General features: G+C 34.0%; 23 protein-coding genes and 1 tRNA gene. 10 read left to right on the top strand and 14 right to left on the bottom strand.

Annotated elements, in window-relative coordinates:
* Nucleotides 1-92 precede the first annotated feature (92 nt).
* The 6 genes from ilvC to ACEN2K_RS09605 form a co-directional block, all read right to left on the bottom strand.
* A complete protein-coding gene (gene ilvC, locus ACEN2K_RS09630; RefSeq protein ID WP_441759118.1) occupies nucleotides 93-1,562 on the bottom strand; it encodes a ketol-acid reductoisomerase in 1,470 nt (489 codons plus the stop codon).
* 10 nt (nucleotides 1,563-1,572) lie between these two features.
* Nucleotides 1,573-2,100 carry an acetolactate synthase small subunit gene (gene ilvN / locus ACEN2K_RS09625; RefSeq protein ID WP_441759117.1) on the bottom strand — a complete coding sequence of 176 codons (528 nt, stop codon included), beginning with the start codon at nucleotides 2,098-2,100 and terminating at the stop codon, nucleotides 1,573-1,575.
* A gap of 4 nt (nucleotides 2,101-2,104) precedes the next feature.
* On the bottom strand, nucleotides 2,105-3,799 hold the full coding sequence (gene ilvB / locus ACEN2K_RS09620; RefSeq protein ID WP_441759116.1) for a biosynthetic-type acetolactate synthase large subunit: 1,695 nt from the start codon (nucleotides 3,797-3,799) through the stop codon (nucleotides 2,105-2,107).
* A gap of 41 nt (nucleotides 3,800-3,840) precedes the next feature.
* Nucleotides 3,841-5,514: a dihydroxy-acid dehydratase gene (gene ilvD, locus ACEN2K_RS09615; protein ID WP_441759115.1), complete on the bottom strand. Its 1,674-nt coding sequence runs from the start codon at nucleotides 5,512-5,514 to the stop codon at nucleotides 3,841-3,843.
* 40 nt (nucleotides 5,515-5,554) lie between these two features.
* On the bottom strand, nucleotides 5,555-6,679 hold the full coding sequence (leuB, locus tag ACEN2K_RS09610; protein ID WP_441759114.1) for a 3-isopropylmalate dehydrogenase: 1,125 nt from the start codon (nucleotides 6,677-6,679) through the stop codon (nucleotides 5,555-5,557).
* A 63-nt stretch (nucleotides 6,680-6,742) separates the two neighbouring features.
* Nucleotides 6,743-7,906: a 2-isopropylmalate synthase gene (locus tag ACEN2K_RS09605; RefSeq protein ID WP_441759113.1), complete on the bottom strand. Its 1,164-nt coding sequence runs from the start codon at nucleotides 7,904-7,906 to the stop codon at nucleotides 6,743-6,745.
* A gap of 154 nt (nucleotides 7,907-8,060) precedes the next feature.
* On the opposite strand from ACEN2K_RS09605, the gene ACEN2K_RS09600 reads away from it, so the two are divergent.
* Nucleotides 8,061-9,605 (top strand): hypothetical protein, encoded by a 1,545-nt coding sequence (locus ACEN2K_RS09600; RefSeq protein WP_441759112.1) that lies wholly within the window; start codon nucleotides 8,061-8,063, stop codon nucleotides 9,603-9,605.
* Nucleotides 9,606-9,668: 63 nt separating this feature from the next.
* Here ACEN2K_RS09600 and ACEN2K_RS09595 read toward each other — a convergent pair whose 3' ends face one another.
* The 3 genes from ACEN2K_RS09595 to ACEN2K_RS09585 form a co-directional block, all read right to left on the bottom strand.
* A complete protein-coding gene (locus tag ACEN2K_RS09595) occupies nucleotides 9,669-9,893 on the bottom strand; it encodes a hypothetical protein (protein ID WP_441759111.1) in 225 nt (74 codons plus the stop codon).
* A 91-nt stretch (nucleotides 9,894-9,984) separates the two neighbouring features.
* Nucleotides 9,985-10,275: a putative quinol monooxygenase gene (locus ACEN2K_RS09590; protein ID WP_441759110.1), complete on the bottom strand. Its 291-nt coding sequence runs from the start codon at nucleotides 10,273-10,275 to the stop codon at nucleotides 9,985-9,987.
* 2 nt (nucleotides 10,276-10,277) lie between these two features.
* Nucleotides 10,278-10,871: an NAD(P)H-dependent oxidoreductase gene (locus ACEN2K_RS09585; protein ID WP_441759109.1), complete on the bottom strand. Its 594-nt coding sequence runs from the start codon at nucleotides 10,869-10,871 to the stop codon at nucleotides 10,278-10,280.
* A gap of 94 nt (nucleotides 10,872-10,965) precedes the next feature.
* On the opposite strand from ACEN2K_RS09585, the gene ACEN2K_RS09580 reads away from it, so the two are divergent.
* Nucleotides 10,966-11,859 carry a LysR family transcriptional regulator gene (locus ACEN2K_RS09580; RefSeq protein ID WP_441759108.1) on the top strand — a complete coding sequence of 298 codons (894 nt, stop codon included), beginning with the start codon at nucleotides 10,966-10,968 and terminating at the stop codon, nucleotides 11,857-11,859.
* Between the two features lie 326 nt (nucleotides 11,860-12,185).
* On the opposite strand, the gene ACEN2K_RS09575 is transcribed toward ACEN2K_RS09580, so the two are convergent.
* Together ACEN2K_RS09575 and ACEN2K_RS09570 are read right to left on the bottom strand one after the other, a co-directional pair.
* Complete coding sequence (locus tag ACEN2K_RS09575; protein ID WP_441759107.1) at nucleotides 12,186-13,943, bottom strand: DUF885 domain-containing protein; 1,758 nt, start codon at nucleotides 13,941-13,943, stop codon at nucleotides 12,186-12,188.
* A gap of 150 nt (nucleotides 13,944-14,093) precedes the next feature.
* On the bottom strand, nucleotides 14,094-16,070 hold the full coding sequence (locus tag ACEN2K_RS09570) for an alpha-ketoacid dehydrogenase subunit alpha/beta (protein WP_441759106.1): 1,977 nt from the start codon (nucleotides 16,068-16,070) through the stop codon (nucleotides 14,094-14,096).
* 237 nt (nucleotides 16,071-16,307) lie between these two features.
* On the opposite strand from ACEN2K_RS09570, the gene ACEN2K_RS09565 reads away from it, so the two are divergent.
* Together ACEN2K_RS09565 and ACEN2K_RS09560 are read left to right on the top strand one after the other, a co-directional pair.
* A complete protein-coding gene (locus tag ACEN2K_RS09565) occupies nucleotides 16,308-16,748 on the top strand; it encodes a response regulator (protein ID WP_441759105.1) in 441 nt (146 codons plus the stop codon).
* 26 nt (nucleotides 16,749-16,774) lie between these two features.
* Complete coding sequence (locus tag ACEN2K_RS09560; protein WP_441759104.1) at nucleotides 16,775-19,015, top strand: ATP-binding protein; 2,241 nt, start codon at nucleotides 16,775-16,777, stop codon at nucleotides 19,013-19,015.
* On the opposite strand, the gene ACEN2K_RS09555 is transcribed toward ACEN2K_RS09560, so the two are convergent.
* Entirely contained in the window at nucleotides 19,012-19,566 is a 555-nt protein-coding gene (locus tag ACEN2K_RS09555; protein ID WP_441759103.1) for a biliverdin-producing heme oxygenase, read from the bottom strand. The two genes, ACEN2K_RS09560 and ACEN2K_RS09555, sit on opposite strands and share 4 nt — an antisense overlap.
* Nucleotides 19,567-19,744: 178 nt before the next feature.
* Here ACEN2K_RS09555 and ACEN2K_RS09550 point away from each other — a divergent pair, with 178 nt between their 5' ends.
* The 6 genes from ACEN2K_RS09550 (at nucleotide 19,745) to ACEN2K_RS09525 (ending at nucleotide 24,659) form a co-directional block, all read left to right on the top strand.
* On the top strand, nucleotides 19,745-20,695 hold the full coding sequence (locus ACEN2K_RS09550; protein ID WP_441759102.1) for an isopenicillin N synthase family dioxygenase: 951 nt from the start codon (nucleotides 19,745-19,747) through the stop codon (nucleotides 20,693-20,695).
* A gap of 171 nt (nucleotides 20,696-20,866) precedes the next feature.
* Nucleotides 20,867-21,196 (top strand): translation initiation factor, encoded by a 330-nt coding sequence (locus ACEN2K_RS09545; RefSeq protein WP_441759101.1) that lies wholly within the window; start codon nucleotides 20,867-20,869, stop codon nucleotides 21,194-21,196.
* A gap of 162 nt (nucleotides 21,197-21,358) precedes the next feature.
* Complete coding sequence (locus ACEN2K_RS09540) at nucleotides 21,359-22,228, top strand: nucleoside phosphorylase (RefSeq protein WP_441759100.1); 870 nt, start codon at nucleotides 21,359-21,361, stop codon at nucleotides 22,226-22,228.
* A 95-nt stretch (nucleotides 22,229-22,323) separates the two neighbouring features.
* The gene (locus tag ACEN2K_RS09535) at nucleotides 22,324-22,851 is read left to right on the top strand and encodes a GNAT family N-acetyltransferase (protein ID WP_441759099.1); all 528 of its coding nucleotides are present in this window, start codon (nucleotides 22,324-22,326) and stop codon (nucleotides 22,849-22,851) included.
* 2 nt (nucleotides 22,852-22,853) lie between these two features.
* A complete protein-coding gene (locus ACEN2K_RS09530; protein WP_441759098.1) occupies nucleotides 22,854-23,705 on the top strand; it encodes a substrate-binding domain-containing protein in 852 nt (283 codons plus the stop codon).
* 21 nt (nucleotides 23,706-23,726) lie between these two features.
* Complete coding sequence (locus ACEN2K_RS09525) at nucleotides 23,727-24,659, top strand: transglutaminase (protein WP_441759097.1); 933 nt, start codon at nucleotides 23,727-23,729, stop codon at nucleotides 24,657-24,659.
* On the opposite strand, the gene ACEN2K_RS09520 is transcribed toward ACEN2K_RS09525, so the two are convergent.
* Both ACEN2K_RS09520 and ACEN2K_RS09515 read right to left on the bottom strand, forming a co-directional pair.
* A complete protein-coding gene (locus ACEN2K_RS09520) occupies nucleotides 24,656-25,573 on the bottom strand; it encodes a bestrophin family protein (RefSeq protein WP_441759096.1) in 918 nt (305 codons plus the stop codon). The two genes, ACEN2K_RS09525 and ACEN2K_RS09520, sit on opposite strands and share 4 nt — an antisense overlap.
* A gap of 75 nt (nucleotides 25,574-25,648) precedes the next feature.
* Nucleotides 25,649-25,723 (bottom strand) — tRNA-Val (locus ACEN2K_RS09515).
* Between the last annotated feature and the right edge of the window lie 82 nt (nucleotides 25,724-25,805).

Raw genomic sequence — 25,805 nt, 5'->3', positions numbered from 1 at the left:
ATGTTGTTTACTAACTCAAAATATAGAAAAACAAATGATACAGTGCAACTTTCAACACACCCTCTGATGTGGCAATTCCTATTTTTAATTATTTATCCTATTTTTTTCATTGCTGTCATCGAAGCTCTTAGCCATTCCCCTATTTCTTCAATGGGGTGCTGACGGATGCTTTTATTTACAGCAATTAACACAGCATTATCAACACTATTTGACGTTGAAAAAGGTTTACCAATAATGTTTGTTTCTACCGTTTTCATAAAGTCAGTTAATAACGGTTTACAAGCATGGTCAAATAAATAACAACCATATTCTGCTGTGTCCGAAATAATTCGGTTCATTTCATATAATTTTTTTCTTGCTACAGTATTTGCAATTAAAGGAAGCTCATGCAAAGATTCATAATAGGCTGATTCTTCAATAATACCAGTCTCAGTCATGGTTTCAAAGGCAAGTTCAACTCCTGCTTTCACCATAGCAATCATTAAAACACCGTTATCAAAATATTCCTGTTCTGAAATTGGCGCTTCTTGTGGTGCCGTTTTTTCGAAATTTGTTTCGGCTGTCGCAGCTCTCCAAGTCAATAAATTAACATCATCATTTGCCCAGTCAATCATCATATTTTTTGAGAATTCACCCGAAATGATATCGTCCATGTGTTTTTGAAACAACGGACGCATAATATCTTTTAATTCGTCAGCTAATCTGTATGCTTCCACTTTAGAGGGATTAGAAAGGCGGTCCATCATATTGGTTATTCCACCATGTTTCAATGCCTCTGTTACTGTCTCCCAACCGTATTGAATTAATTTTGAAGCATAAGCTGGCTCAATACCTTTTTCAACCATCTTATCAAAACATAAAATAGATCCTGTTTGCAACATACCGCAAAGAATAGTTTGCTCCCCCATTAAATCTGATTTTACTTCGGCTACAAAAGAAGAGTTTAAAACTCCAGCTTTGTGACCACCAGTGGCTACCGCGTATGCTTTAGCCTGAGCAAAGCCATCTTTTTTAGGATCATTTTCTGGGTGAACGGCGATTAATGTGGGTACTCCAAAACCTCTTTTATACTCTTCACGAACCTCAGATCCAGGACATTTAGGTGCACACATAATTACAGTAATGTCTTTACGAATTTGCATTCCTTCCTCTACAATATTGAAACCATGTGAATAAGCTAATGTTGAACCTTGTTTCATCAATGGCATGATGGCATTTACCACTGCAGTATGCTGTTTATCTGGTGTTAGATTACATACTAAATCTGCTGTAGGGATAAGTTCTTCATAAGTGCCAACTTTGAATCCGTTATCAGCAGCATTCATATAGGAAGCTCTTTTTTGATCAATTGCTTCTTTACGCAAAGCATAAGATATATCTAAGCCAGAATCTCTCATGTTTAATCCTTGGTTCAAACCTTGAGCTCCACAACCAACAATTACTACTTTTTTACCTTTTAATGCGTCTATTCCATCCACAAATTCTGATTGATCCATGAATTCGCAAACGCCTAATTGTTCTAATTGTAATCTTAGTGGTAATGAATTGAAATAATTTGCCATTTTTTTATTTTTATTTTTGTTTTAATTCTTCTAATAATGCTGAAATTTCCATTTTTTCTTTGGAAATAGATATTCTTCCTGATCGCACAAATTGCATGATTCCGAAAGGTTTTAATTTTTGATACAACTCTTCAATTTCAGAACGCTGTCCTGATTTTGAAATCACAAAAAAGTTACGAGAAACAGTGACAATCTCAGAATTGCTCTCTTTAATAATATTTTGAATTTGTCTTTCGTCGAATAGTAAACTAGACTCTATTTTAAATAGTGCGTTTTCTAGAAAGATAGTCTCTTCATCAATGTGATAAAAAGCTTTGATGACTTCTATTTGTTTCTCTATTTGACCGACAATGTTTTGCACCCATTTTTCGGTTGTATTGACAACTATAATAAAACGAGATACACTTTCAATCTCTGACTCTGAAACATTTAAACTCAGTATATTAATGTGACGCTTTAAGAATATACCTGATATCCTGTTCAATAGTCCTACGTTATTTTCTGAATAAACAGAAATGGTGAATGTTTGATTTTCCATACAATTAACTTAATCTGATATCAGAAACAGATGCTCCTGTGGGTATCATTGGGAATACATTATTTTCTTTTTCAACCATAACTTCTAAGAAGTACGATTCTTTTGAAGCCATCATTTCTGCAACAGCAGCATCTAGATCTTCTCTCTTAGTTACTTTTCTTGCTTTGATGTAATAGCCTTCTGCAATGGCAATAAAATTTGGGTTAATCATTTCAGTGGATGCATATCTTTTATCAAAGAATAATTGTTGCCATTGACGCACCATTCCTAAAAATTCATTATTCAATACCACAATTTTCACTGGTACTTTTGTTTGAAAAATGGTTCCTAATTCTTGAATAGTCATTTGAAAACCTCCATCACCAATAATTGCAACAACTTCACGATCTGGTCTACCCATTTTAGCACCAATAGCTGCCGGTAAAGCAAATCCCATGGTTCCTAATCCGCCAGAAGTTACATTACTCTTAGATTGATTGAATTTAGAGTAACGACAAGTAAACATTTGGTGTTGCCCTACATCAGAAACCATTATAGCATCTCCATTCGAGTGTTTATTGATCATTTCAATGGTTTCTCCCATAGAAATCCCTTCTTTCTTAGGTTTTAACTCTTCGTCAATCACTTTTTCACATTCTATTTCATATAATGCTTTGAATTCATTATGCCAAGACTCATGTGATTTACTTTCGATTAGAGGTAGTAACGCTGCTAAAGATTCTTTGACATCTGCTAACACGGCAACCTCCGTTTTGACATTTTTATCTATTTCTGCAGGATCGATATCAAAGTGAATTACTTTGGCTTGTTTTGCGTAGGTTTCTAAATTTCCAGTAACACGATCATCAAAACGCATTCCCAAGGCAATTAAGACATCACATTCATTGGTTAGAATATTAGGCGCATAATTTCCATGCATCCCTAACATCCCAACATTTAAAGGATGATCTGTAGGTAAAGCTGAAAGACCTAAAATGGTCCAAGCAGCAGGAATTCCTGACTTTTCAATAAATGCTTTCAATAATTCTTCGGCCTGTCCAAGAATAATTCCTTGTCCAAAAACAATCATTGGTTTTTTGGCCTTATTGATTAGAGCAGCCGCTTCCTCTACTTTCTCCTTTTTTAGTTTGGGAACGGCAACATAACTTCTAATTCCTGTACATTTCTTATAACTAAATTCCATTTCATCGAATTGTGCATTTTTTGTAATATCGACTAATACCGGTCCTGGACGACCTGATTTAGCGATATAGAATGCTTTCGCCATAATTTCTGGAATTTCAGATGCTTCGGTAATTTGGTAATTCCACTTAGTCACCGGAGTAGAAATTCCGATAATATCTGTTTCTTGAAAAGCATCTGAACCTAATAAATGTTTCCCTACCTGTCCAGTAATACACACCATAGGAGTAGAATCAATCTGCGCATCTGCAATTCCAGTTACCAAGTTAGTAGCACCAGGGCCCGAAGTTGCAATGGCAACCCCCACCTTTCCTGTGGCTCTAGCAAAACCTTGCGCAGCATGTGTAGCACCTTGTTCATGACGCACAAGAACATGATGCAACTGATCTTTAAATTTATATAACTCGTCATAAACTGGCATAATAGCCCCACCAGGGTAGCCATAAACCAAGTCTACTCCTTCTTCTAATAAGCATCTAATAACGGCTTCAGCGCCTGATATTTTATTTGTTCCCATTGGTATCTTTTTATTCGCTTGGAGCGCTATGCCTCTTTGCTTTATTTGTCAGTTACACAGCCTGTAGATGCACTTGAAACTGAACGTATATATTTTAGTAAAACTCCTTTTTTCACTTTTAAATCGGGTTGAACCCAATTTGCCTTACGTGCTGCTAACTCTTCATCAGAAATCTTCAGATTAATCGTGTTTTTTACAGCATCGATTGTGATTGTATCTCCATTCTTGACGAGTGCAATTCCGCCTCCTTCAAAAGCTTCTGGAGTGACATGTCCTACTACAAAGCCATGAGAACCACCAGAAAATCTTCCATCTGTTATTAGTGCTACTGAACTTCCTAATCCCGCTCCCATTATAGCGGATGTAGGTTTTAACATTTCTGACATTCCAGGACCTCCTTTTGGACCACAATATCTAATGACGACTACATTACCAGGTTTTACTTCCCCAGCCTGAACTCCTGTAATGACATCAAATTCATTTTCATATACTATTGCCGTTCCTTCAAAATATTCTCCTTCTTTACCACTAATTTTTGCTACGCAACCTTCTTCGGCAAGATTTCCGTATAGAATCTGAATGTTTCCTGTAGGTTTTAATGCTTTTTGAATTTCATGTATTACTTCTTGTCCGTCATTTAAATTGGGTACTGCTGCTAAGTTTTCAGCTATTGTTTTTCCAGTAACTGTCAAGCATTCGCCATGTAAAAATCCTTCTTTCAATAAATATTTCATTACTGCAGGAACACCACCTACGTTATGTAAGTCTTCCATTAAGTATTTACCACTTGGCTTTAAGTCTGCAAGCAACGGTGTTTTATCACTGATATCTTGGAAATCTTTCAACGTAATTTCGATATCAACAGAGTGTGCCATTGCAATTAAGTGCATCACCGCATTTGTTGATCCTCCTAAAACAGCTACAATCGTAATTGCATTTTCAAAAGCCTTGCGAGTCATAATGTCTCTAGGCTTAATATCTTTTTCTAATAATATTCTAATTGCTTTACCAGCATCAGCACATTCTTGTTTTTTTTCAGGACTTAAAGCAGGATTAGACGAACTATAAGGCAAACTCATCCCAAGAGCTTCAATAGCCGAAGACATGGTATTTGCAGTGTACATTCCTCCGCAAGCACCAGCTCCTGGACAAGCATTTTGAATAACTCCTTTAAAATCTTCAGGGGTGATAGTACCACTGAATTTTTTACCTAATGCCTCGAAAGCAGAAACAATATTCAGATCTTCACCTTTCCATTTACCTGGATGAATGGATCCTCCATAAACCATAATAGAAGGACGATTGACTCTACCCATGGCCATCAAAGCACCTGGCATATTTTTATCACAACCCGGTACCGCAATTAATCCGTCATACCATTGTGCTCCCATTACTGTTTCAATAGAATCTGCGATAACATCTCTAGACACTAAAGAAAAACGCATTCCTTCATTCCCATTAGAAATACCATCACTAACTCCGATGGTATTAAAAATCAAACCGACTAAATCTTCTGCCCAGACACCGGTTTTAATATCTTTTGCCAAGTCGTTTAAGTGCATGTTGCAAGTATTTCCTTCATACCCCATACTAACAATTCCAACTTGTGCCTTTTTTAAATCTTCTTCTGTTAATCCAATGCCGTACAACATCGCTTGTGAAGCGGGTTGCGTTTCATCTTGAGTTATAGTTTTACTGTATTTATTTAATTCCATTATATGATTTTGTGTCTGTATTTTTAATTTAATTTTTGTTTTAAACGATTGTTGATTGCCCTATATGAACATTATCATTATTGAAGTACAATAAATCATCTTTGTTCAAAATGAAATTAGAGACAAACTCCCCTACTTCATTCGTTCCAAAACTAGTTCCAGGATTCAGGTCAATCGTGACTACATTATATTCAATCGCTTTTTCTACCGCTTCATGAACTAACTTAGCCTCCTCATGAAGACCAAAATGTTCTAGTAACATCGCAGCCGAAGTAATGGAAGCAATCGGATTGGCGATATTTTTTCCTTTGGCTTGCGGAAATGATTTGTGAATAGGTTCAAACATTGCTTTTTTAGTGCCAAAAGAGGCTGATGCCAGTAAACCTATTGAACCTGTGATTGCACTCGCTTCATCAGAAAGGATATCACCAAACAGATTTTCAGTCAATATTACATCAAACTGTTTTGGGTTCAATACTAATTGCATTGCGGCGGTATCAACAAATAAAAAGTCTAATTCCACATCTGGATAATTATAACTTACTTTTTGAACCACATTGCGCCACAAACGAGAAGTTTCAAGCACATTAGCTTTGTCTACCATGGTTAGTTTGTTTTTTCTTTTTTGGGCAGCTTGAAAAGCTAAATGCGAAATTCTTGTAATTTCTTCTTCTGAATATTCGCATACATCTGAAGCTTTGGTTTTTTCTTCATTTAATGTTTTATCTCCAAAATAGATTCCGCCTGTTAATTCTCTGAAAATAATAAAATCAGCACCTTCGATAACTTCTCTTTTTAATGGAGAAGAATTTAAAAGTGTCGTATACGTTTTTATAGGTCTTTTATTGGCAAAAAGTCCTAACTCTTTTCTCAAACGCAATACACCTTGCGACGGACGCTTTTGAGAATCGGGATTATTATCATGTAAAGGATTACCATCTCCTACAGTGCCAAACAATACTGCATCTGTATTTAAACATAAATTTAATGTTTGTTCTGGTAGAGAAGTCCCTGTTTTATCAATAGCGACAGCTCCCACAAGGGCATCTTCAAAAACAAACTCATGATTAAACATCACACTAATAGCATATAATGCTTTTTTTGCCTGTAAAACTACTTCAGGACCTATTCCGTCTCCTGATAATACTGCTATTTTTAAATTCATATCTCTCGCTATTGGTTAATTAGATAAATAATTTAGTTGTGTTATTTGGTCTAATAAAAACAGTTATACGGTTACACTTTTACAAACTTCAATTATTTGATGAATATCTTCATCTATGACTTCTTTTTTAATATCTGCAAATTTTAAGAACTCAGCATATACAATATCTAATTGCACTTTTGTTAGTTCGTAACCTACTTTTTTTGCTCTGTAAGCTAAGGCTGCCCTACCACTTCTCGCAGTAAGTACAATTGAAGATTCATTTACTCCTACATCAAGTGGATCCATTATTTCATAAGTCGCTCTGTTTTTGATTACACCGTCTTGGTGAATACCCGAACTATGAGCGAAAGCATTAGCACCTACGATAGCTTTATTGGGTTGCACGATCATTCCCATACTTTCTGAGACTAAACGACTCATTTCATTCAACTGTTTCGTATCAATATCAGTATACAGGTTTAAATATGGATGCTGCTTAAATATCATTACCACTTCTTCTAGTGCCGTATTTCCAGCTCTCTCACCTATTCCATTGATTGTACATTCAATTTGTCTAGCTCCGTTTACCGCTCCTGAAATAGAATTTGCGGTAGCCATTCCTAAATCATTGTGGCAGTGACAAGATAAAATCACGTTTTCAATGCCTTTGACGTTTTCTCTTAGATACTTAATTTTGTTTCCGTATTCTTCTGGTAAACAATATCCTGTTGTATCAGGAATATTAAGTACGGTAGCTCCTGATTTAATCGCTTCCTCACAGACTCGAGCCAAAAATTCATTGTCAGTCCTCCCAGCATCTTCAGCATAAAACTCCACATCTTCTACGTACGATTTAGCATGTGCTACAGCAAATTTTGCTCTTGCTATAATATCTTCACGAGTAGTGTTTAATTTATATTTTATATGTGATTCAGAAGTACCAATTCCTGTGTGAATTCTAGGATATTTAGCATGTTTTAAGGCTGCTGCGGCAACATCAATGTCATTTTTAACTGCTCTGGTTAAACCACAAACAGTTGCGTTTTTTACAATTTTACTTATTTCAGAAACAGATAAAAAATCACCTGGACTAGATACAGGGAAACCAGCTTCGATAATATCAACACCCATTTCATCCAGTCGATTTGCAATCACTAGTTTTTGTTTGGTGTCTAATTTACATCCTGGAACCTGTTCTCCGTCTCTTAAAGTGGTGTCAAAAATTTGAACTTTCTCTCTATTCATTTTCATTTATTTAATGTAATTTCACATTTCAATAACAAAGTTAGATTTGATTCCTACAAACTAAAACCAGATCTAGCTAAATATACTGCTTATAAAGCAATTTTAAACTACTTAACTTACTGATTACCAACAAAATAAGCTTTACAATTTTACAATGGCTAACCATCAAAAAGATTTTTTATTCGTATTAATTAAATCACTCTCCAAGTCTGAAAAGAGGCAGTTCAAGATTTTTGCTAGTCGGCTTGAGACCAGTTCAAATACAAAATTCATTGAATTGTTTACTATTTTAGATAAGTCTGAGAATTACGATGAGAAGTTAATATTGAAAAGTGGCGCTATTAAAAAAGTACAGCTTTCTAATTTAAAATCGTATCTGTACAAACAAATCCTAGTAAGCATTCGGTTAAATATTCCGAGTCAAAATATTCGCTACCAGTTGCGCGAGCAAATTGATTTTGCCAGTATATTGTATAATAAAGGTTTGTATAAACAAAGTTTGAAAATACTGGATAAAACTAAAATTCAGGCTTTAGAAAATGATGAAAAGTATATGGCTTTTGAGATTGTAGAATTCGAAAAATTAATAGAATCTCAATACATTACGCGCAGTATTCAAGGACGTGCTGATGAATTAGTAGTTCAAGCCAAAGAGCTTAATTATCGCAATACCATTTCTAGCAAATTGTCCAACCTGTCTTTGCAACTGTACGGCATCATGCTTAAAACGGGTTATGTTAAGACTGATGAAGAGTACAAATACATAGACGATTATTTTAACAAGCATATCGCCAAGTTAGATGAAAGTAAATTTGGTTTTAGAGAAAAATATTGGTTTTATAATGCTAATTTGTGGCGAAGTTTCTTAGTGCAAGACTTCTTAGGGAGTTACAAATACGCCTATAAATGGGTTACGTTGTTCTACGATAATCCTAATATGATTTATCTAAACCCTGTTTTTTTCCTTAAAGGGAACCATTATTTACTGGAGTCGCTGTTTATGTTGAAATACAAAACAAAGTTTAAAAAATACTTGTTATTATTAGAAGAGACTATCAAAGATCCGCGTTTTCCTGTTAATGATAATGTTGCCTCATTATCGTTCTTGTATTTATATAATAACAAACTTAACTACCACATTCTTGAGGGTTCATTTGAAGAAAGCGAATACCTAATTCCAGAGATTTTACACAAAATAAAACTACATAGTGATCACTTAGATGAACACCACGAAATGCTCTTTTATTATAAAATTGCTTGTATTTATTTTGGTACAGAGAAATATGCCGAGTCTATTTTTTATTTAGAAAAAATTATAAATAATAAAAATCTCAGCATGCGCGAGGATTTAATGTGTTTTGCGAGATTATTATATTTAATCGAACACTATGAAATGGGTAAAGATTTTAATTTAGAATCCCAATTAAAAAGCACTTACAAATTCCTTTTAAAAATGAATGACTTACATGAAGTTCAAAAGGAAATTATTCGGTTTCTGAAAAACTTAAATTCATTATATCCAGCAGATATTAAAAAGGAATTTATCAAAATGCGGGCTCGCTTTATAGAGTTAGAAAAAAACACTTATGAGAAAAGAGCTTTTCTTTATTTAGATATCATTTCTTGGCTAGAAAGTAAGATTGAAAACAGAAAAATAGCTGATATCATGAGAGAGAAAGCCAAATTGATCAATCGTTAATATATAAAAAAAGTCCGTCTTGAGCAAACGCTCAAAACGGACTTTCTCACTCTTAAGGCTACATTATTTAAAGTCTTTACGGCCTCTGATGATATCTTCAAAAGTGCAGCATTTTGCAAATTCCTGCTCTCCATCAATCATAAAAGGTAAATAAATGGTTTCGACTTCTGATACGTCTTCTTTCAAATAAAAGGCTATATCATCAAATTTATAAAACCATTCTTTATCATATTGCACTTTATTTATAGTAGCATCCTTGCGGATATTCTTTTCATTTAATGGTTTCATGCTCAACGCCACTTTAGGATTCAAATTTTTCCCAAATTTACATTTAAAATCATTGTTTTCAAAGCATGAATTTTACCACTTATTTTGCCACTTAAGCTATACGGTCAGTACGGTACACTTTTATAGGTTCTTCTAATAACAGCTTTGTACTTTCAAAGAAATCTCTTAAATATTCTTTATTATTATGTAGCTCTAACCCTTCTTGATTCTCCCAAGTTTCATGTAAAACAAATAAGGTTTCGTCTTCTTTACTTTGATGTAATTCATATTGCAAACAAGCCTTTTCTTGAGTGCTTTGATGAACCAAATCAATTATTTTGCTTCGAAGAGTAGCTAGATTATCGGTATTCGTTTTTAGAATGACTGTTAAATTAATTTCCATAATTAGTTAATAAAAATTTTGGTTAAGTGTGCTTTATAAGATTGCAGGTCTTTTTGAACATTCGCATTTTTTTCAATATCATGAAAGTGGATACTTTCTAAAGGTTCCATACCCGTAAAGGCATTCATGCGATGAAAACCAAATAACGCACCTTGATCCACACTATGCTGATTAAAAAATTCCCCTGGTAAAGTAAATGCTTCTTTTGGTGCATTCCAAGAGCTAGTTACCATATATTTTCTCCCTTGCAACATACCTCCTGTTCCGTAATTTATGGCTGGATTTTCTGATGAACGGCCATCGCTTTTGTAAATTCCTTTGGCATGACCAGCAGTAAACACCACGTCAATATATTTTTTAAACCCGTGTGGCAATTGAAACCACCATATGGGAGTATGGTAAATTACCACATCTGCCCACACGAATTTTTCTACTTCTAAAGCTGGATCGTAATCAGTATTAATATCTGTAGTTTGGATTTCGAATCCTTCTTTTTCTTTAAAAAATAGCGCAGTTTCATTAGCTATTGTTTCATTAAAACGCCCACCAGAATGACCAAACTTTTGCCCGCCATTAATTATAAATATTTTTCTCATCATCTTTCTTTTAATTGATGCTGCAAAGTTAGCGCGGTTTTACCTATTATTAAAATAACATAATTCATACCTTTGTATTATAATTATAATAGTTATGGTAAACTTAGAGTGGTACCGCACTTTTAAAGCGGTTTATAAAACGGGAACATTAACAAATGCTGCAGAGGTGCTTTTTATATCTCAACCGGGGGTGAGTTTGCACTTAAGCTCCTTAGAAAATTATGTAGGCTACAAACTCTTTGATCGTACGGGTAGGAAAATGGTTCCTACAGAACGGGGCAAGGTTTTGTACAACTTCATATTGGAACCCTTATCAAAATTAGAAGAGGCTGAAAAGAATTTTCAAAGAAGCACAGAGATTAATACACCAACCATTAGTGTGGGAATGTGCTTTGAAACCTTTCAAATTACTTTAGAGCAGTACATTTCTACGTTGCCTTTTAATGTAATTATTCAGTTTGGGGAATATCCTGAAATGGTTGAAAGTTTAGAGAAAGGAATATTAGATCTGATCATTACTCCACAAATGGTAGTAAAAGACGGAATAGAATATCAAGAATTTTCTTCAGAAACTATTGTACTGATTGGAGGGAATACCATTGATGAAGAAACGTTTAATCAACTTGCTGAAAAAGAAGATATAACAGAGATGGAACATTGGCTCAAACAGCAAAAATGGTACGGTACCACTGGTGATATGGAACACTTACGCCGATTTTGGCAACTGAATTTTAATAAGTATCCCGAATTTAGACCCAATTATATAGTACCTAATATCAATTCGATTATCCGGTGTTTAAGCAGTGGAAAAGGTTTGGCAGTAGTACCTGATTTTTTATGCAAAAAAGAAATTGACAGCGGCCAAGTTAAACTTGTCTGGGAAGGAAAGACGCCTTTAAGAAATATCCTTTATTTTGCAACGAGGAAAAAAACAATGTATGAAAAAGAAATTAAGCTAATTAAAAAGCTCTTCCTAGAATTGCAGTAAAATGTATTAATACATGATTTAACCTTGTAATCGCCAATGAAGCGGTTATGTTTCAAAATTAACGCATATTATATTAAGATTTTACTGTAAGGCAGTATCGTATGTATTATTAGTTTAATTTTAATAAAAAAAATAAAAACTAACTAAATACTGAAGCTATGAACGGATTTTTTAAAACATTACTCGCGGGTTACGGAGCAAAAAAATTAGGTGGTGGTTGTTTTGGAACCATCATCCTATTTATAATTATATATTTTATATTGGGATACTTTTAGAAGTATATTAAATAACCCAATTGGTTTTTCCAATTGGGTTATTTTTTTGTCTTATTTTTTTTCTTTTTTCACTTCCTGCAGCATTAGTCCTTTAATGTATTTTACAGGAGCACTGCCATAACTCAAGAATTTTTCATGAAACTGTTTTAAATTAAAAGCCTCCTTTTTTTCTTTTTTAAGCATTTCTCTAAAGTCATAAATTTCGGTATAACCTGTAAAATAAGAAGTCAACTGCACTTGTGATAACGTTACTCTCTTCCACTTCCCTTCCGCTTCTGCCTGCTGTTGAAAAGCGTCAACAATCAATAAATGCATAGCGTCTTCAAGACTCATCTCTTTTGTATGAACGCTGTAATCTAGAATCATATTACAAGTCGTCCTAAGATTCCATTTGTAATACATCAACCACATTTCATCTGAGTTTTTATATCCACTTTCTAGCATCATTAACTCTGCATAAACAGCCCAACCTTCAATCATAGCACCATTACCTAAGATTGATTTAATAATACTTGGTGACTGGTTACTATAAACTAGTTGTGTATAATGTCCTGGAATGGCCTCATGAATATTTAAAATTTGCAAGATGTAATCATTGTATTCTCTTAAATAACTTTCAGATTTTTCTTTGTCCCATCCAGCCATACTACCTACATTGTAATAAGTATTAGCATCTTTATCATAAGGTCCAGGAGCTGATATGGATGCGCCTGCAACTCCAGCCATATAACTAGGTTCTTTTCTAACCACTAATGGTTTTGATGGATCGATGTATAACAAGTCCTTCTCCTTTACATACGCAACAAGCTCAGGAATCTGCTTTTCTATTTCCGACTGAAATTTGGCGGGAGTAGTATGTTGTAAAGAAATTTTATCTATAACTGCTCTAATTAGAACCAAACTATCTACTGGTCTATCTTCAGCTTTTTTATATTTATCCCATAATCGATCAGCAAGTACATACATCTTTTGATGTAAATCTTTCTTATGCTGTACTGCTTTTTTATAAATAGAATCTACTTCAAAACTTGACTGGATATCTAAATCAAACTTTTTAGCATATAGCTCCTCACCTAATCTGAATGAACGTGGCGTTTTGTTGTCCAATTCCTGCAGCCACTTCACATATGACTTCACAGCTGCTACGGCAATTTTAGCTTTTTCTTTAATCTCTTTTTGTTCTGAAGCAGCTAATTTACTTTTGCTTAAAGCCGAAAGTAAATCAGTTTGAAAGACAGAAACGCCACCAGAATTTTGAGCAATTGCAAGATCCGTATGTTCTATAGTTGGATTTTTAATGTTCTTTTTGGCTGCTTCATAATAAGCAGGTATGGCATTCATTTTTATATTAAAACTATGTAAACGTGCTTCCAGTGAATCGTATTTTCCATTCAAAATCTCAGCAAAAGAACCACAAACATTGTACTCAGCTGGATTCCATTCTTCAGATTTTAATTTATCGATTCTGAAAATGGTACTCTTTAACTGATTTTCGATTAAATGCAAGTCGGTTTTATTATTATCAGAAAGACTTTCCAATGGATAAGCTCGCAGCGAATCTAATTGGACATGAGCAAAGTCCAATTGTCTCTTTTTAAATACTGAATCTGATACTACTAAAATACTATCGCCTTTATGATAGCCCTGACTCGCGGCCCAATCAGGATATATTTCCCATAGGTCCGTGATAAAATTTTGTTTATACTTTTCGAATTTTTCATTCAAATTTTGTGTTTCCACCGCTTCTTCTTTCTTTTTGCAAGAAACAAGAATACTCAAACATATAAAGGAGAAAATAATCTTTTTCATCATTAGTATTTTAAAAAAATAAAGATAAAAAAAAATGCTGGGCAGCAACTATTATTCTAAAATCCTTTTTATAAAATGAGTTTGAATATAAAAATCCCTAAGCCACTACAATTATGGCTAAGGGAAATTATGTCTCATTTTTGGACGAATTTAATAGTCTAAGAGGGCTAGTAATTCTTTTTCGAATCGGCCCTTCGGTAAATATTGATCTTCTAATGCTTTGGTAAACGGAATAGGAGAATCGAGACTAGCAACACGTTTCACTGGAGCATCAAGATACTGGAAACATTCTTCCATAATCATAGCGGATATATCACTAGCCACACCACCAAACAAGGAGTCTTCCTGATAAATAATAGCACGACCTGTTTTTTTCACAGATTTAAAAATAGCTTCAGTATCTAATGGTTGTAAGGTTCTTAAATCCAGCACATCTGCTGAGATGGCACTATTTTTATCTAAAGTATCTAGTGCCCAATGTACTGCAGCACCAAAAGAAATAATGGTGACCTCTGTGCCTTCTTTTATTAAGGCCGCTTTTCCTAACGGTAAGGTATAATAATCTGTTGGCACTTCCTGATAAACAGAACGGTACAACTGTTTGTGTTCAAAAAACATCACCGGATTGGGATCGTTAATCGAAGCGTTTAATAAGCCTTTTGCGTCATATGGAAAAGCCGGATAGACTACTTTTAAACCTGGAGTTTTAGTAAACCAAGCTTCATTAGTTTGTGAGTGAAAAGGTCCTGCCTGTGTTCCGCCACCGCAAGGCATGCGTACAACAACATCTGCCTTTTCGAGCCATCGATAATGTGATTTAGCTAACAAATTCACGATAGGATTAAAACCCGTTGAAACAAAATCAGCAAATTGCATTTCGACTATTGCCTTGTATCCATTAATAGATAATCCCATTCCTGCTGATACTACAGCGCTCTCACAAATAGGCGTATTAATGACGCGCTCCTTGCCAAATTGCGCTACAAATCCATCTGTTATTTTAAAAGCACCCCCATATTCAGCAATGTCTTGCCCCATAATAACCAAGTTATCATGTCGCTCCATGGACTGTTTTAAGCTAGTAGAAACAGCATCTATAAAGCGAATCTTTTCCTTTTCACTATTAGGCTTAATTTCTTCATATACAAAAGTTTTGTAAATATCATTTAACTCTTCACTTAATGAAGCCTCTATTTCAGGTTCGGCATTGGCCATAGCCAAACTTTCATCTATAGCTGCCTTAATTTCAGCACGGACCCTTTCATCAAAATCGTCTGTAAGTATTTTATTTTCTTTTAAAAATTTTCTGTAATTTTCAACAGGATCTTTGATTGCCCATTGCTCCATTAATTCTTGCGGAACATATTTAGTCCCACTCGCCTCTTCATGACCGCGCATTCTAAAAGTTTTGAATTCTAATAAAACAGGACGCGGATCTGTTTTCATCGAGGCTTTCAATTCTGAAACTAAATTATAGACTTCAAGAATGTTATTCCCGTCAACAATATGACTTTCCATTCCATATCCTTTTCCTTTATCGGCTAAATTTTCACAACGATATTGCTCATTAGTGGGTGTTGATAGTCCGTAACCATTATTTTCAATAATGAACAATACTGGTAATTCCCAAACTGATGCAATATTTAATGCTTCATGAAAATCCCCTTCGGACGTTGCTCCTTCACCTGTAAAGACGGCTGTAACTTTACCGTTTTTCTTTAATTTATTGGCTAAAGCAATTCCATCAGCAATCCCTAATTGAGGGCCGAGATGCGAAATCATTCCGATGATCTTGTATTGCTGTGTGCCAAAGTGAAAACTACGATCCCTACCTTTTGTAAAACCATTCGCTTTACCTTGCCATTGTGAGAATAAACGATATAAAGGAATCCCTCTCCCTGTAAATACACCTAAATTCCGGTGCATCGGTAAAATGTATTCGTCCTCATCTAAGGCAGCAGTAACACCAACAGCTATAGCCTCTTGACCAATGCCCGAAAACCATTTTGAAACCTTTCCTTGCCGAATCAGGATTAACATCTTTTCTTCAATAAGTCTTGGTTTGAGAATACTTTTATATAGATCTAAAAGTGTTTGGTTAGAAAGATTTTGAGTGTCAAAATTCATATTAAAAATGGTTAGTTTGTAGGTATCAAATGTAATAAAAATAACAAATTAGGCGTTAATTGTTATATTTTTTATTTTAGATGTTATTAAATTTTTTAGTTCAATACAAAATTAAAAACGTTTTAATATTTTTAATAAAAGTCAAAGTTTTTTTATTACTATTTATATTTCTATTTTTGTATGAACAACTCTTAAAATATTCTTAATATATTTTAAACCTTAAATTTTATTTATTTGATGAACGCAATTAAAATTTTTTATGCTGATGATGATGATGATGATTTGTTGTTTTTTAATGATGCTGTAGAACTTATAGCAGGTGATAGCGACAAAATGATTAGTTTAGTAACTTATAAAAATGGGGAAAAACTAATTGAAAACATCAAATGTAATGAGGAAAAAAATTCGGTGTTGTTTTTAGATATAAATATGCCTTATAAATCTGGTTTTCAATTGTTAGAAGAGATAAGAATGCAACCTGATTTGGATAAATTTCCAGTGATTATGTACTCTACGAGTGCTGACGAAGGGAATATTGTTAAAAGTCAAAATCTGGGAGCTAACTATTATGTGGTAAAACCGTATGATTTTAATGACCTCATTAACATGATTAAGTCTTTTATAACCATAAATTGGGATAATCATATAGCTGATTTTAATAATTTTGTTTACAAATAATAGTTTAAAAATTTTAGTACACCTTAATGAGTTTTAAAAACATCGTAAATAATAGTCTAGTAAATTTAAATAATTGCGAAGATGAGCCTATACATATTCCTGGATCCATCCAGCCACATGGTTTTTTAATCTCAATTGAGTCAAAGACAAACATTCTGTCAGTTTGTAGCGAAAATGTATCCGAATTTGTGGGTACTCCCTATGAACAATTACTTGGAAAAAATGCGGCTACTATTTTTGATCAAAAGCTTGTAGATGAAATTAGTCTCTTCAAAGAGAGTAGTAACCATGTTAAAACATTTAATTACCGTATTAACAATATTGACTTTTCAATTAATTTGCATTCTAGCAATGACCAGATTATTATAGAAGGAGAACCATTGCGCCATCAATTTAATGAAAACAACGATTTATATAGTTCATCAAGACAACTGTTGAGTTATATTGAGGGAACCTTCACATTAAAGGAATTAGCTGATGTTGTAGCTGTTGCAATCAAAAATATTACCCAATATGATCGTGTAATGGTTTATCGATTTGATGACAATTATAACGGTGAAGTTATTGCCGAGAGTAAAGAAAGCCATTTACAGTCTTATCTTGGATTGCATTACCCACACACTGATATACCAGTACAAGCTAGAGAATTGTATATTAAAAATCACTTGAGAATTATAGGAGATGTAAGTTACACTCCAGTTCCTCTATACAAATTAAATACAGATAAGTCTGAAACATTAGACCTTAGTTTATCTGTATTAAGAAGTGTCTCCCCTATTCATATTGAGTATTTAAAAAATATGGAGGTAGGCGCAACTTTAACCATTTCTCTTATTCACAAAGGGAAACTATGGGGCTTAATTACTTGTCATCATTATTCCCCAAAATTTTTAAGTCACGAAATTAGATCTGCCGTAAAGTTGCATGGACATTTTATAACTTCACAAATTGATGTACGTATCATAAATGAAGAGTTTGAGATTGCTACTAAAACTAATAATGCCTTAAACGATTTAATATCAAAAAAATTAGATGCTAAAAGAGATTCGATAACAGACCTACTGCGAAACGAATCCATTTTAAAACTCTGCAATAGTGTTGGATTTACCGCTGTAATTGCTAATAAAGTTTACCATTATGGAACCACTCCTTCTGATGAAAACTGTAAAAGGCTTGCTGTATTTCTATCTGAATTCACAAACGAAGAAACACTGCAAACGGATTCTCTAATAAAAATTTCTACCGATTTAACTTTTATCTCTAATGATTTCCCCGGTATTAATTTCTATTCCCTGAAAAATGATTCTGACTGCCTTATTTGGTATAGAACACACACTATTAAAGAGATTCATTGGGCTGGAAACCCAGACAAAGCTATTGAAAAGATAAATGATAGACTGTCGCCAAGAAAATCCTTTGCTCTATTTACGGAAAGCGTTAAGGATTCGAGTAGAATGTGGTTAAAGTCTGAAATAAATGCCTGCAATAGTTTTTATAATTATTTCCAAATACACTTGCGCTCTATATTATTAAACGAAGAAAAAGAGATCCAGAAGAAATTAACTGAAATCCTAGAAGAAACTAACGCTGAGCTAGAAAATATTAATTGGATTAGTACGCACGACCTTCAAGAGCCACTGCGTAAAATTAGAATGATGGCTTCTGTTCTTGTGGGAGGAAATGAATTAAAAGTATTGCCTGAGGATGTACAATCAAAAATTGTAAAAATTCAGAATTCAGCAGAAAGAATGCAAAATCTGATAGCAGATATTTTAAAATACACTAAGACTGGATCTCAAAATTCTAATTTTGAAGATATTAGTTTAAATAATTTATTGTCAGAACTACGAGAAGAACTTGATAGTACTTTAATCGATTATGATACAACATTAATCATTGAAGATTTACCTAAAATTCAAGGTATTCCATTCTTACTGAAGCAACTATTTTTAAACATAATTAACAATTCACTTAAATTCAGGAGCCTAACTAACAAGCCATTAATTAAAATCAGTGACAAATCTAGTTTAAGTCCAAATAAATACACAATTATTCAAATTGAAGATAATGGTATCGGATTCGATAATGAATATAAAGACAAAATATTTAAAATTTTTGCTCGCTTAAACAATAAAGATACCTACGAAGGTTCAGGAATTGGCTTGGCTTTATGTAAAAAAATCATGATTAAACATAATGGTCTAATTACTGCAGATGGAGAACTAGGAAAAGGAGTAAAAATTACATTGTATTTTCCAGTTGATTAATCTTTAGTCAACCACATCTCTAATTTCTCAAAAGTTTCTTTAGCCCCTTCTACTACACTATTTTCATCGATAGTTAATAGAATGATGTCGTAATTATTTTTGAAAGAGCTCCACATACTCATTGTTTTTTCTCCGTAAGACAAGAAATAACTTAGTTGATTGTTGTTTAGAGATGGTATTTGTTTTTTAAGCATCGAAGCTATGATTTGACCACCTAATGTTGAGCCTTCAATGACATACAGCACTCCTATAGCCGTTGATATCGAATCGATAGTTTCAGCAAAAGGATTTTCAATGTTTTCAACTGTACGACCTAAAGAATTCAAATCAGATTTTAAATTTTCAACATGCTTCCTTTGACTAATATCAGGTACTATTGAGGAATTAATTAAGGAATGAACAGTTGCTTCAACCGTGTTGTAAAACCCGTACAGCTGATAGAGTAATGTAGCGTAATCTTCTTTACTAGATAAATTTTTAAGTTTGCGAACAAGAATTTTTTCAACACTACTATGATGACTTTTTGTAGCCTGTTTGATGGTTTCTAACAAAGGAATTCAATTTAATTAATTAGCACAAAAATACTTTTTTTATTTATTGCTTGCCTAATTAAACAGCAATTAATGATTTTAAAAATTATCAAATCTTTAAAAAAGGAATACAATTATAATTATTATATTTACACCATAAAATTTAATATACCATTTATATTAAAAAATATTTTAAAGTATGCAAAACATTCCTAGTGTTGACTTGCGTGATTTCCTGTCGGATGACCCGGCACGTAAACAAAAATTTGTAAATGAAATCGGAAGTGCATTTGAAGATATTGGCTTCGTAGCACTAAAAGGTCATTTTTTAAATGATCAATTGGTAGAAGAGTTGTATGGTGAAATTAGAAATTTTTTCTCTTTACCCCTAGAAACAAAACGTGGTTATGAGATTCCAGGTATTGGAGGTCAGCGTGGATATGTTTCTTTTGGTACTGAACATGCAAAAGGAAGAAAAGAAGGAGATTTGAAAGAATTTTGGCATTTCGGTCAGTATGTGAGCGAAAACTCAAAATATGCTTCAGAGTATCCTGAAAATGTAGAAGTTAAAGAATTACCTCGATTTAATGTTGTTGGTAAAGAAGCGTATCAAATGTTAGAAAAAACAGGGGTGTACGTTTTAAGAGCTTTAGCGTTGCGTTTAGGTTTAGATGAATTCTATTTTGACAATTATGCCAAAGACGGAAATTCGATTTTAAGACCTATCCACTACCCACCTATTACATCAGAACCTGCTAATGCTATTCGTGCTGCTGCTCACGGTGATATCAACTTGATTACACTATTAATGGGAGCGCAAGGAAAAGGTTTACAAGTTCAAAACCACAACGGAGAATGGATTGACGCCATTGCTGAACCGGACGAATTAGTAATTAACGTAGGGGATATGTTATCACGTCACACGAATAATAAATTGAAATCAACAATTCACCAAGTGGTTAATCCACCTAAAGAATTGTGGGGAACTTCAAGATATTCTGTACCGTTTTTTATGCATCCTGTTAGTGATATGCCGTTAAATTGTTTAGAGAACTGTATTGATGCAGAAAATCCAAAACAATTTGAAGACATTACTGCTGGAGATTACCTATACGAACGTTTAGTAGATTTAGGATTAATCAAAAAATAATTCCTAATTTTACTTCTAGTAATAAAAGACATTGAGTTTACTTAATGTCTTTTTTCTTTTTACTAATATCAGTTAAAAAAGAAATGGAATAATGATAGCAAAGCTTTTACATATTATTATAGATTAAAAAATTAAATCTTTGTTATCTCCGTTCAACAAAAACATTAAAATATGGACTTACAAGACCAATTAAAAAACCTGTTTCCTGATCACGAACCTGGTCCTGAAGAAAAAATAGAAGAAGTTCCGCATGAGTTATATGTTCAAAAAGAACCTATGATTTGTAAATTCGAAAAAAGAAAAGGCAAAGCAACTACTATTATCGAAGGCTATGAAGGAACGGATGAAGACTTTAAAATCCTAGCCAAAGAGATCAAAACAAAACTGAGTGTAGGCGGGAGTTTCAAGGACGATTCTATTATCATTCAAGGGGATTACCGTGATAAAATAATGGAAATTCTTAAATTAAAAGGATTCAAAGTGAAACGTGTGGGCGGATAGCCCCCTAACCTCCATAGAGGGGAGGAAACGGAACCAGTAAAAATAAAAAAAATTGAGGCAGGTTTCCTCATAAAGGCCTCCTCTAATATAAACAACCATGCGAACTTTGCGTATCCCGATAGCTATCGGGATTGCGAATTTTGCGGTTAAACAAAAAAATACATGATACAATCATCAGAATTAATATTAAACCCAGATGGTAGTGTTTACCACTTGAATCTGAAACCAGAGCACATTGCACACGACATTATCTTTGTAGGCGATCAAAATCGTGTAGAGAAAATTACACAGTTTTTTGATAGCATCGAGTTTTCTACTCAGAAAAGAGAATTCAAGACGCAAACCGGAATTTTTAAGGGAAAGAGAATTACAGTAATGTCAACCGGAATAGGTCCTGACAATATTGACATCGTAATTAACGAATTAGACGCATTAGTCAATATCGATTTAGAAACACGCCAACCAAAAGAACAATTAACAAGTCTAAATATCATCCGTATCGGTACTTCAGGTTCTTTACATGCTGATATTCCTGTAGATAGTTTTGTGATGTCTAAATTTGGGCTAGGTCTGGATAATATGCTACGCTCCTACTTGATCGACGAAGTGTCTAATACCAGTATTGAAGAAGCTTTTGTAAACCATACTAATTGGGACATTCGCAAAGGAAGACCGTATGTAATTGCTTGTTCTTCAACATTAGAAAAAGTAATCGAAAGTGATAAAATGCATAAAGGGATCACAGCTACAGCGGGAGGTTTTTACGGTCCACAAGGACGTGTATTGCGTTTGAATATTCAAGATGAAAATCTGAATTCTAAAATGGATAATTTTACTTTTGAAGACAATAGAATTACTAACTTAGAGATGGAAACAGCTGCCATATATGGGCTTTCGGCGCTTTTAGGACACAACGCCTTATCGCTTAATGCTATAATTGCAAACCGTGCTTCGGGAACTTTTAGCGCTGATCCTTACAAAGCCGTAGACGAGTTAATCGCTTATACATTAGATAAATTGGCTACTAATTAATTTTAGGAGCCAATTCCTGCTATCCGCTGTATCTCTTGTGTCCGCTACCGCTGCCACAAGAGGATGCCGCTCCTATCAGGGCTAACAAACCAATCATGAGCATCATCATCGAAACCGAAAGATTACTTTTAAGAGAAATTCTCAATACTGATCTAGAAGGAATGTTTGCATTAGACAACAATCCTAAGGTTCATGCTTTTTTGGGCAATAAACCTGTAATTTCGATTGAAGAAAGCAGCGCATACATTCAAAACATTCGAAAGCAGTATGATGAAAATGGAATTGGTAGGTATGCAGTTATTCTTAAAGAAACCAAGGAGTTTATAGGATGGTGCGGTATCAAGTACATCACAGAGCCAATTAACAATCATGTAAATATTTACGAAATAGGCTATCGATTTATTGAAGATTTTTGGGGAAAAGGATTTGGATATGAGTCAGCCAAAGCATGGCTAGATTATGGCTTCAACACCATGAATATTAAAACCATCTATGCCTCGGCACATTTAGATAATATAGGTTCGCGTCATATTCTTGAAAAAATAGGAATGCAAGCTAAAAACAAATTTGATTGGAATGGTATTCCTTGCATTTGGTATGAAATGGATAATAAAACAATTTAAAAATGACAACAATAAAAATAGCTGGAGTTCCAGAACACTTTAATTTACCTTGGCATCTATCCTTAGAAAACAATGAATTTGAAGCTCAAGATATCGACTTGCAGTGGACCGATGTTCCTGAAGGCACCGGAAAGATGTGCGAGATGCTACGTTCTGGAGAAACGGATATTGCAGTGATATTAACAGAGGGAATTGTAAAAGATATTGTTGCAGGTAATCCATCTAAAATTGTCCAAGTTTATGTGGAATCCCCACTAATCTGGGGAATACATGTAGCTGCTAATTCTAGTTATAAAACCGTAGCCGATTTAGAAAACTCTAAAGTAGCTATTTCGCGTTTAGGTTCTGGCTCTCAATTAATGGCTTATGTAAATGCGAATAATCAAGGATGGAAAACAGATGATTTAGAATTCGAAATTATCAATACCATTGATGGAGCTGTGGAAGCACTGACTGCAGGAACTGCTGATTATTTCATGTGGGAACGTTTCATGACCAAGCCATTAGTTGATAAAGGTGTTTTTAGACGTGTTGGCGACTGCCCTACTCCTTGGCCTTGTTTTGTAATAGCTGTTCGTGAAGAAGTTTTGCATAAACAACCAGAGATTATCAAAACGATTCTAGAAACGATCAATAAAAAGACTAAATCTTTTAAAAATATTCCTAATATCGACCAAACATTGGCATCCAAATACCATCAAAAGAAGGAAGATATTCAAGAATGGCTTTCTTTAACAGAGTGGTCTCAAAATCCATTGTCTAAAAATTTGTTAAACAATGTCCAAAATCAGTTATTTGAGCTTCAAATTATTGATAAAATAGGTACTTTTGAAGAAATTGTAAAAACAATATAGTTCTTACATTTTTTGCTAAACATGATAAACTTTAAAAATATTTCTTTTCAGGATATAAAACAAAAACTACGGGTGAAGAAGCCGTGGGATGATGTGATTATATTTGTATTGAATATTTTAATTGCTGTTCCCGTTTTTATCATAGCACACCAGAATTTAATTGAATTAAATTGGGATTTTAATCTTGATCGAATTCTTCTTTTTTTGATTCTGGTCATCGCCATTCAACTAATCTTACGACTTCTAAGAACGATCATCATCATCTGCATCTTGCTGTACATTTTGATTTTGTTTTACGGGACTGTTTTTGGCAATTATGGTTTTAATAGTGTGTATGAAGATTATGATTCAATGATCTATACCATGTCAGATAATCCCTATCCACAAGACATCATCATTTCAAAATTATTGCCTTTTCCTAACAAGTCTAAAATTTTGAATGCTATTGAGTATAAAAATCCGCAAGTGAGGAATTTTGCTATTATGGCAACTTCTAAAAATTTCAAGGATATAAAAGGCTATTCTGATTACAGAACGATCATTCAGTGCTTTGCCGTTTTTAAAGAAATAAATAGTCGTTGGAATTATGTAAATGACCCTAAAGACACTGATTATATTGCCACAGCAAGTGAATCACTAGATTACTTTTCAGGAGATTGTGATGATCATTCCATTTTGATGGCTGCAGCAGTTAGAGCCATTGGCGGAACTCCGAGATTAATTCATACTAAAGGACACATTTACCCTGAAATATTAATTGGTACACTAAACGATTTAGAAACCGTCAATTTTTTAATCAAAAATGTACTTTTTGTAAATGAAAGTTATAAAAAGCAATTGCATTATCATATTGATGAGCGCAATCAAGTTTGGTTGAATCTTGATTATACGGCCAGATATCCTGGTGGACCATTTTTATCTGAAGAAATTTTAGGAGCGCTTACACTTAACTAAATAATGTAATACTCTTTGGGTGGCGGGATAGCTTCTATTGTTTTGTTATCTATTTCGGCCAACGTATTTTCAATCATTGCAGCCATTGCTTCTAAGGCCAAATCATTTGGCTGGACACCAAAAGGATCTTCTAATTCGTCCGCTATGGCTTCCAGAGCCACAAAAGTGTAGGCAATAAAAACGATGACAAATGGTGTTAACCAAACCATAGTTTCTACAAAACCAAAAGGCAATAAAAAGCAATAAATATAAACAGTACGGTGCAGTAAAATACTGTACGTATACGGTATAGGCGTACTTGCAATACGCTCACAACCGCCTATTATATCAGAAATCTTATTTAGGTTGGTATCTAAGTTGGCTTGCGTTATGGTATCAATCCTACCAGAAACTTTTGCTTTATTGACCCATACGCCTAATTCCTTCAAAATCATAATAGGCTTAAAAACTACAGTTTTAAATCGGTCACTATCCGTACTTGATAACAAGCGATTAAAATCCTTTTCAGTGTCTGTTTGTCTTAATTGATGTTTTAATGCATGAACTAAAGCAGTTAGCAAATGAATAAAATGGGATCGCTCCTTATCATAATCATTTCCTTCTACTAAGGTGTGTGCTTGTCTTGCTAAAGATCGCGTGTCATTTAATAAGGCACCCCATAATTTCCTTCCTTCCCAAAATCGGTCATAACTTACTGTGTTTCTAAACCCGAGAAATATAGCCAATGCAATACCAAAAAGGGTGAAAATGGCTGGATTAATATATAATTCAAAGCCTAGTATTTCATCTCTAAAATACACGATCAACATGGAATAGCAAAAGAGGATAAATAATCGTGGTAATAACTGCGGTAGCACAGATCCATTCCACTCAAAAAGCATTCCGAACCAGTTTGTTTTTTTCTTTGTAATCATAGTGCAAATTTACTGATTAAAGAATGATTTGAATATAAAGCAAAAAAAAACTTCTCAATTTCTTGAGAAGTTTTGTGGGCGATGAGGGGTTCGAACCCCCGACCCCCTCGGTGTAAACGAGGTGCTCTGAACCAGCTGAGCTAATCGCCCTATTTTCACAATTCGAATAATTTCTTGTCCTTATTGCTGGTGCAAATATACACCTAGAATTGGTATTTACAAGCGCTTTTTT

The sequence above is a fragment of the Flavobacterium sp. W21_SRS_FM3 genome, from assembly GCF_052113625.1.
Classification (GTDB): Bacteria; Bacteroidota; Bacteroidia; order Flavobacteriales; family Flavobacteriaceae; genus Flavobacterium.
The sequence above is the reverse complement of the archived record's forward strand: the minus strand, read 5'-3'. Positions and strand labels throughout refer to the sequence as shown.

Bases quoted from the DNA above. Each gene is read 5' to 3' on its own strand.
- ilvC (WP_441759118.1), bottom strand. From the start codon at position 1,562: ATGGCAAATTATTTCAATTCATTACCACTAAGATTACAATTAGAACAA.
- ilvN (WP_441759117.1), bottom strand. From the start codon at position 2,100: ATGGAAAATCAAACATTCACCATTTCTGTTTATTCAGAAAATAACGTA.
- ilvB (WP_441759116.1), bottom strand. From the start codon at position 3,799: ATGGGAACAAATAAAATATCAGGCGCTGAAGCCGTTATTAGATGCTTA.
- ilvD (WP_441759115.1), bottom strand. From the start codon at position 5,514: ATGGAATTAAATAAATACAGTAAAACTATAACTCAAGATGAAACGCAA.
- leuB (WP_441759114.1), bottom strand. From the start codon at position 6,679: ATGAATTTAAAAATAGCAGTATTATCAGGAGACGGAATAGGTCCTGAA.
- ACEN2K_RS09605 (WP_441759113.1), bottom strand. From the start codon at position 7,906: ATGAATAGAGAGAAAGTTCAAATTTTTGACACCACTTTAAGAGACGGA.
- ACEN2K_RS09600 (WP_441759112.1), top strand. From the start codon at position 8,061: ATGGCTAACCATCAAAAAGATTTTTTATTCGTATTAATTAAATCACTC.
- ACEN2K_RS09595 (WP_441759111.1), bottom strand. From the start codon at position 9,893: ATGAAACCATTAAATGAAAAGAATATCCGCAAGGATGCTACTATAAAT.
- ACEN2K_RS09590 (WP_441759110.1), bottom strand. From the start codon at position 10,275: ATGGAAATTAATTTAACAGTCATTCTAAAAACGAATACCGATAATCTA.
- ACEN2K_RS09585 (WP_441759109.1), bottom strand. From the start codon at position 10,871: ATGAGAAAAATATTTATAATTAATGGCGGGCAAAAGTTTGGTCATTCT.
- ACEN2K_RS09580 (WP_441759108.1), top strand. From the start codon at position 10,966: ATGGTAAACTTAGAGTGGTACCGCACTTTTAAAGCGGTTTATAAAACG.
- ACEN2K_RS09575 (WP_441759107.1), bottom strand. From the start codon at position 13,943: ATGAAAAAGATTATTTTCTCCTTTATATGTTTGAGTATTCTTGTTTCT.
- ACEN2K_RS09570 (WP_441759106.1), bottom strand. From the start codon at position 16,070: ATGAATTTTGACACTCAAAATCTTTCTAACCAAACACTTTTAGATCTA.
- ACEN2K_RS09565 (WP_441759105.1), top strand. From the start codon at position 16,308: ATGAACGCAATTAAAATTTTTTATGCTGATGATGATGATGATGATTTG.
- ACEN2K_RS09560 (WP_441759104.1), top strand. From the start codon at position 16,775: ATGAGTTTTAAAAACATCGTAAATAATAGTCTAGTAAATTTAAATAAT.
- ACEN2K_RS09550 (WP_441759102.1), top strand. From the start codon at position 19,745: ATGCAAAACATTCCTAGTGTTGACTTGCGTGATTTCCTGTCGGATGAC.
- ACEN2K_RS09545 (WP_441759101.1), top strand. From the start codon at position 20,867: ATGGACTTACAAGACCAATTAAAAAACCTGTTTCCTGATCACGAACCT.
- ACEN2K_RS09540 (WP_441759100.1), top strand. From the start codon at position 21,359: ATGATACAATCATCAGAATTAATATTAAACCCAGATGGTAGTGTTTAC.
- ACEN2K_RS09535 (WP_441759099.1), top strand. From the start codon at position 22,324: ATGAGCATCATCATCGAAACCGAAAGATTACTTTTAAGAGAAATTCTC.
- ACEN2K_RS09530 (WP_441759098.1), top strand. From the start codon at position 22,854: ATGACAACAATAAAAATAGCTGGAGTTCCAGAACACTTTAATTTACCT.
- ACEN2K_RS09525 (WP_441759097.1), top strand. From the start codon at position 23,727: ATGATAAACTTTAAAAATATTTCTTTTCAGGATATAAAACAAAAACTA.
- ACEN2K_RS09520 (WP_441759096.1), bottom strand. From the start codon at position 25,573: ATGATTACAAAGAAAAAAACAAACTGGTTCGGAATGCTTTTTGAGTGG.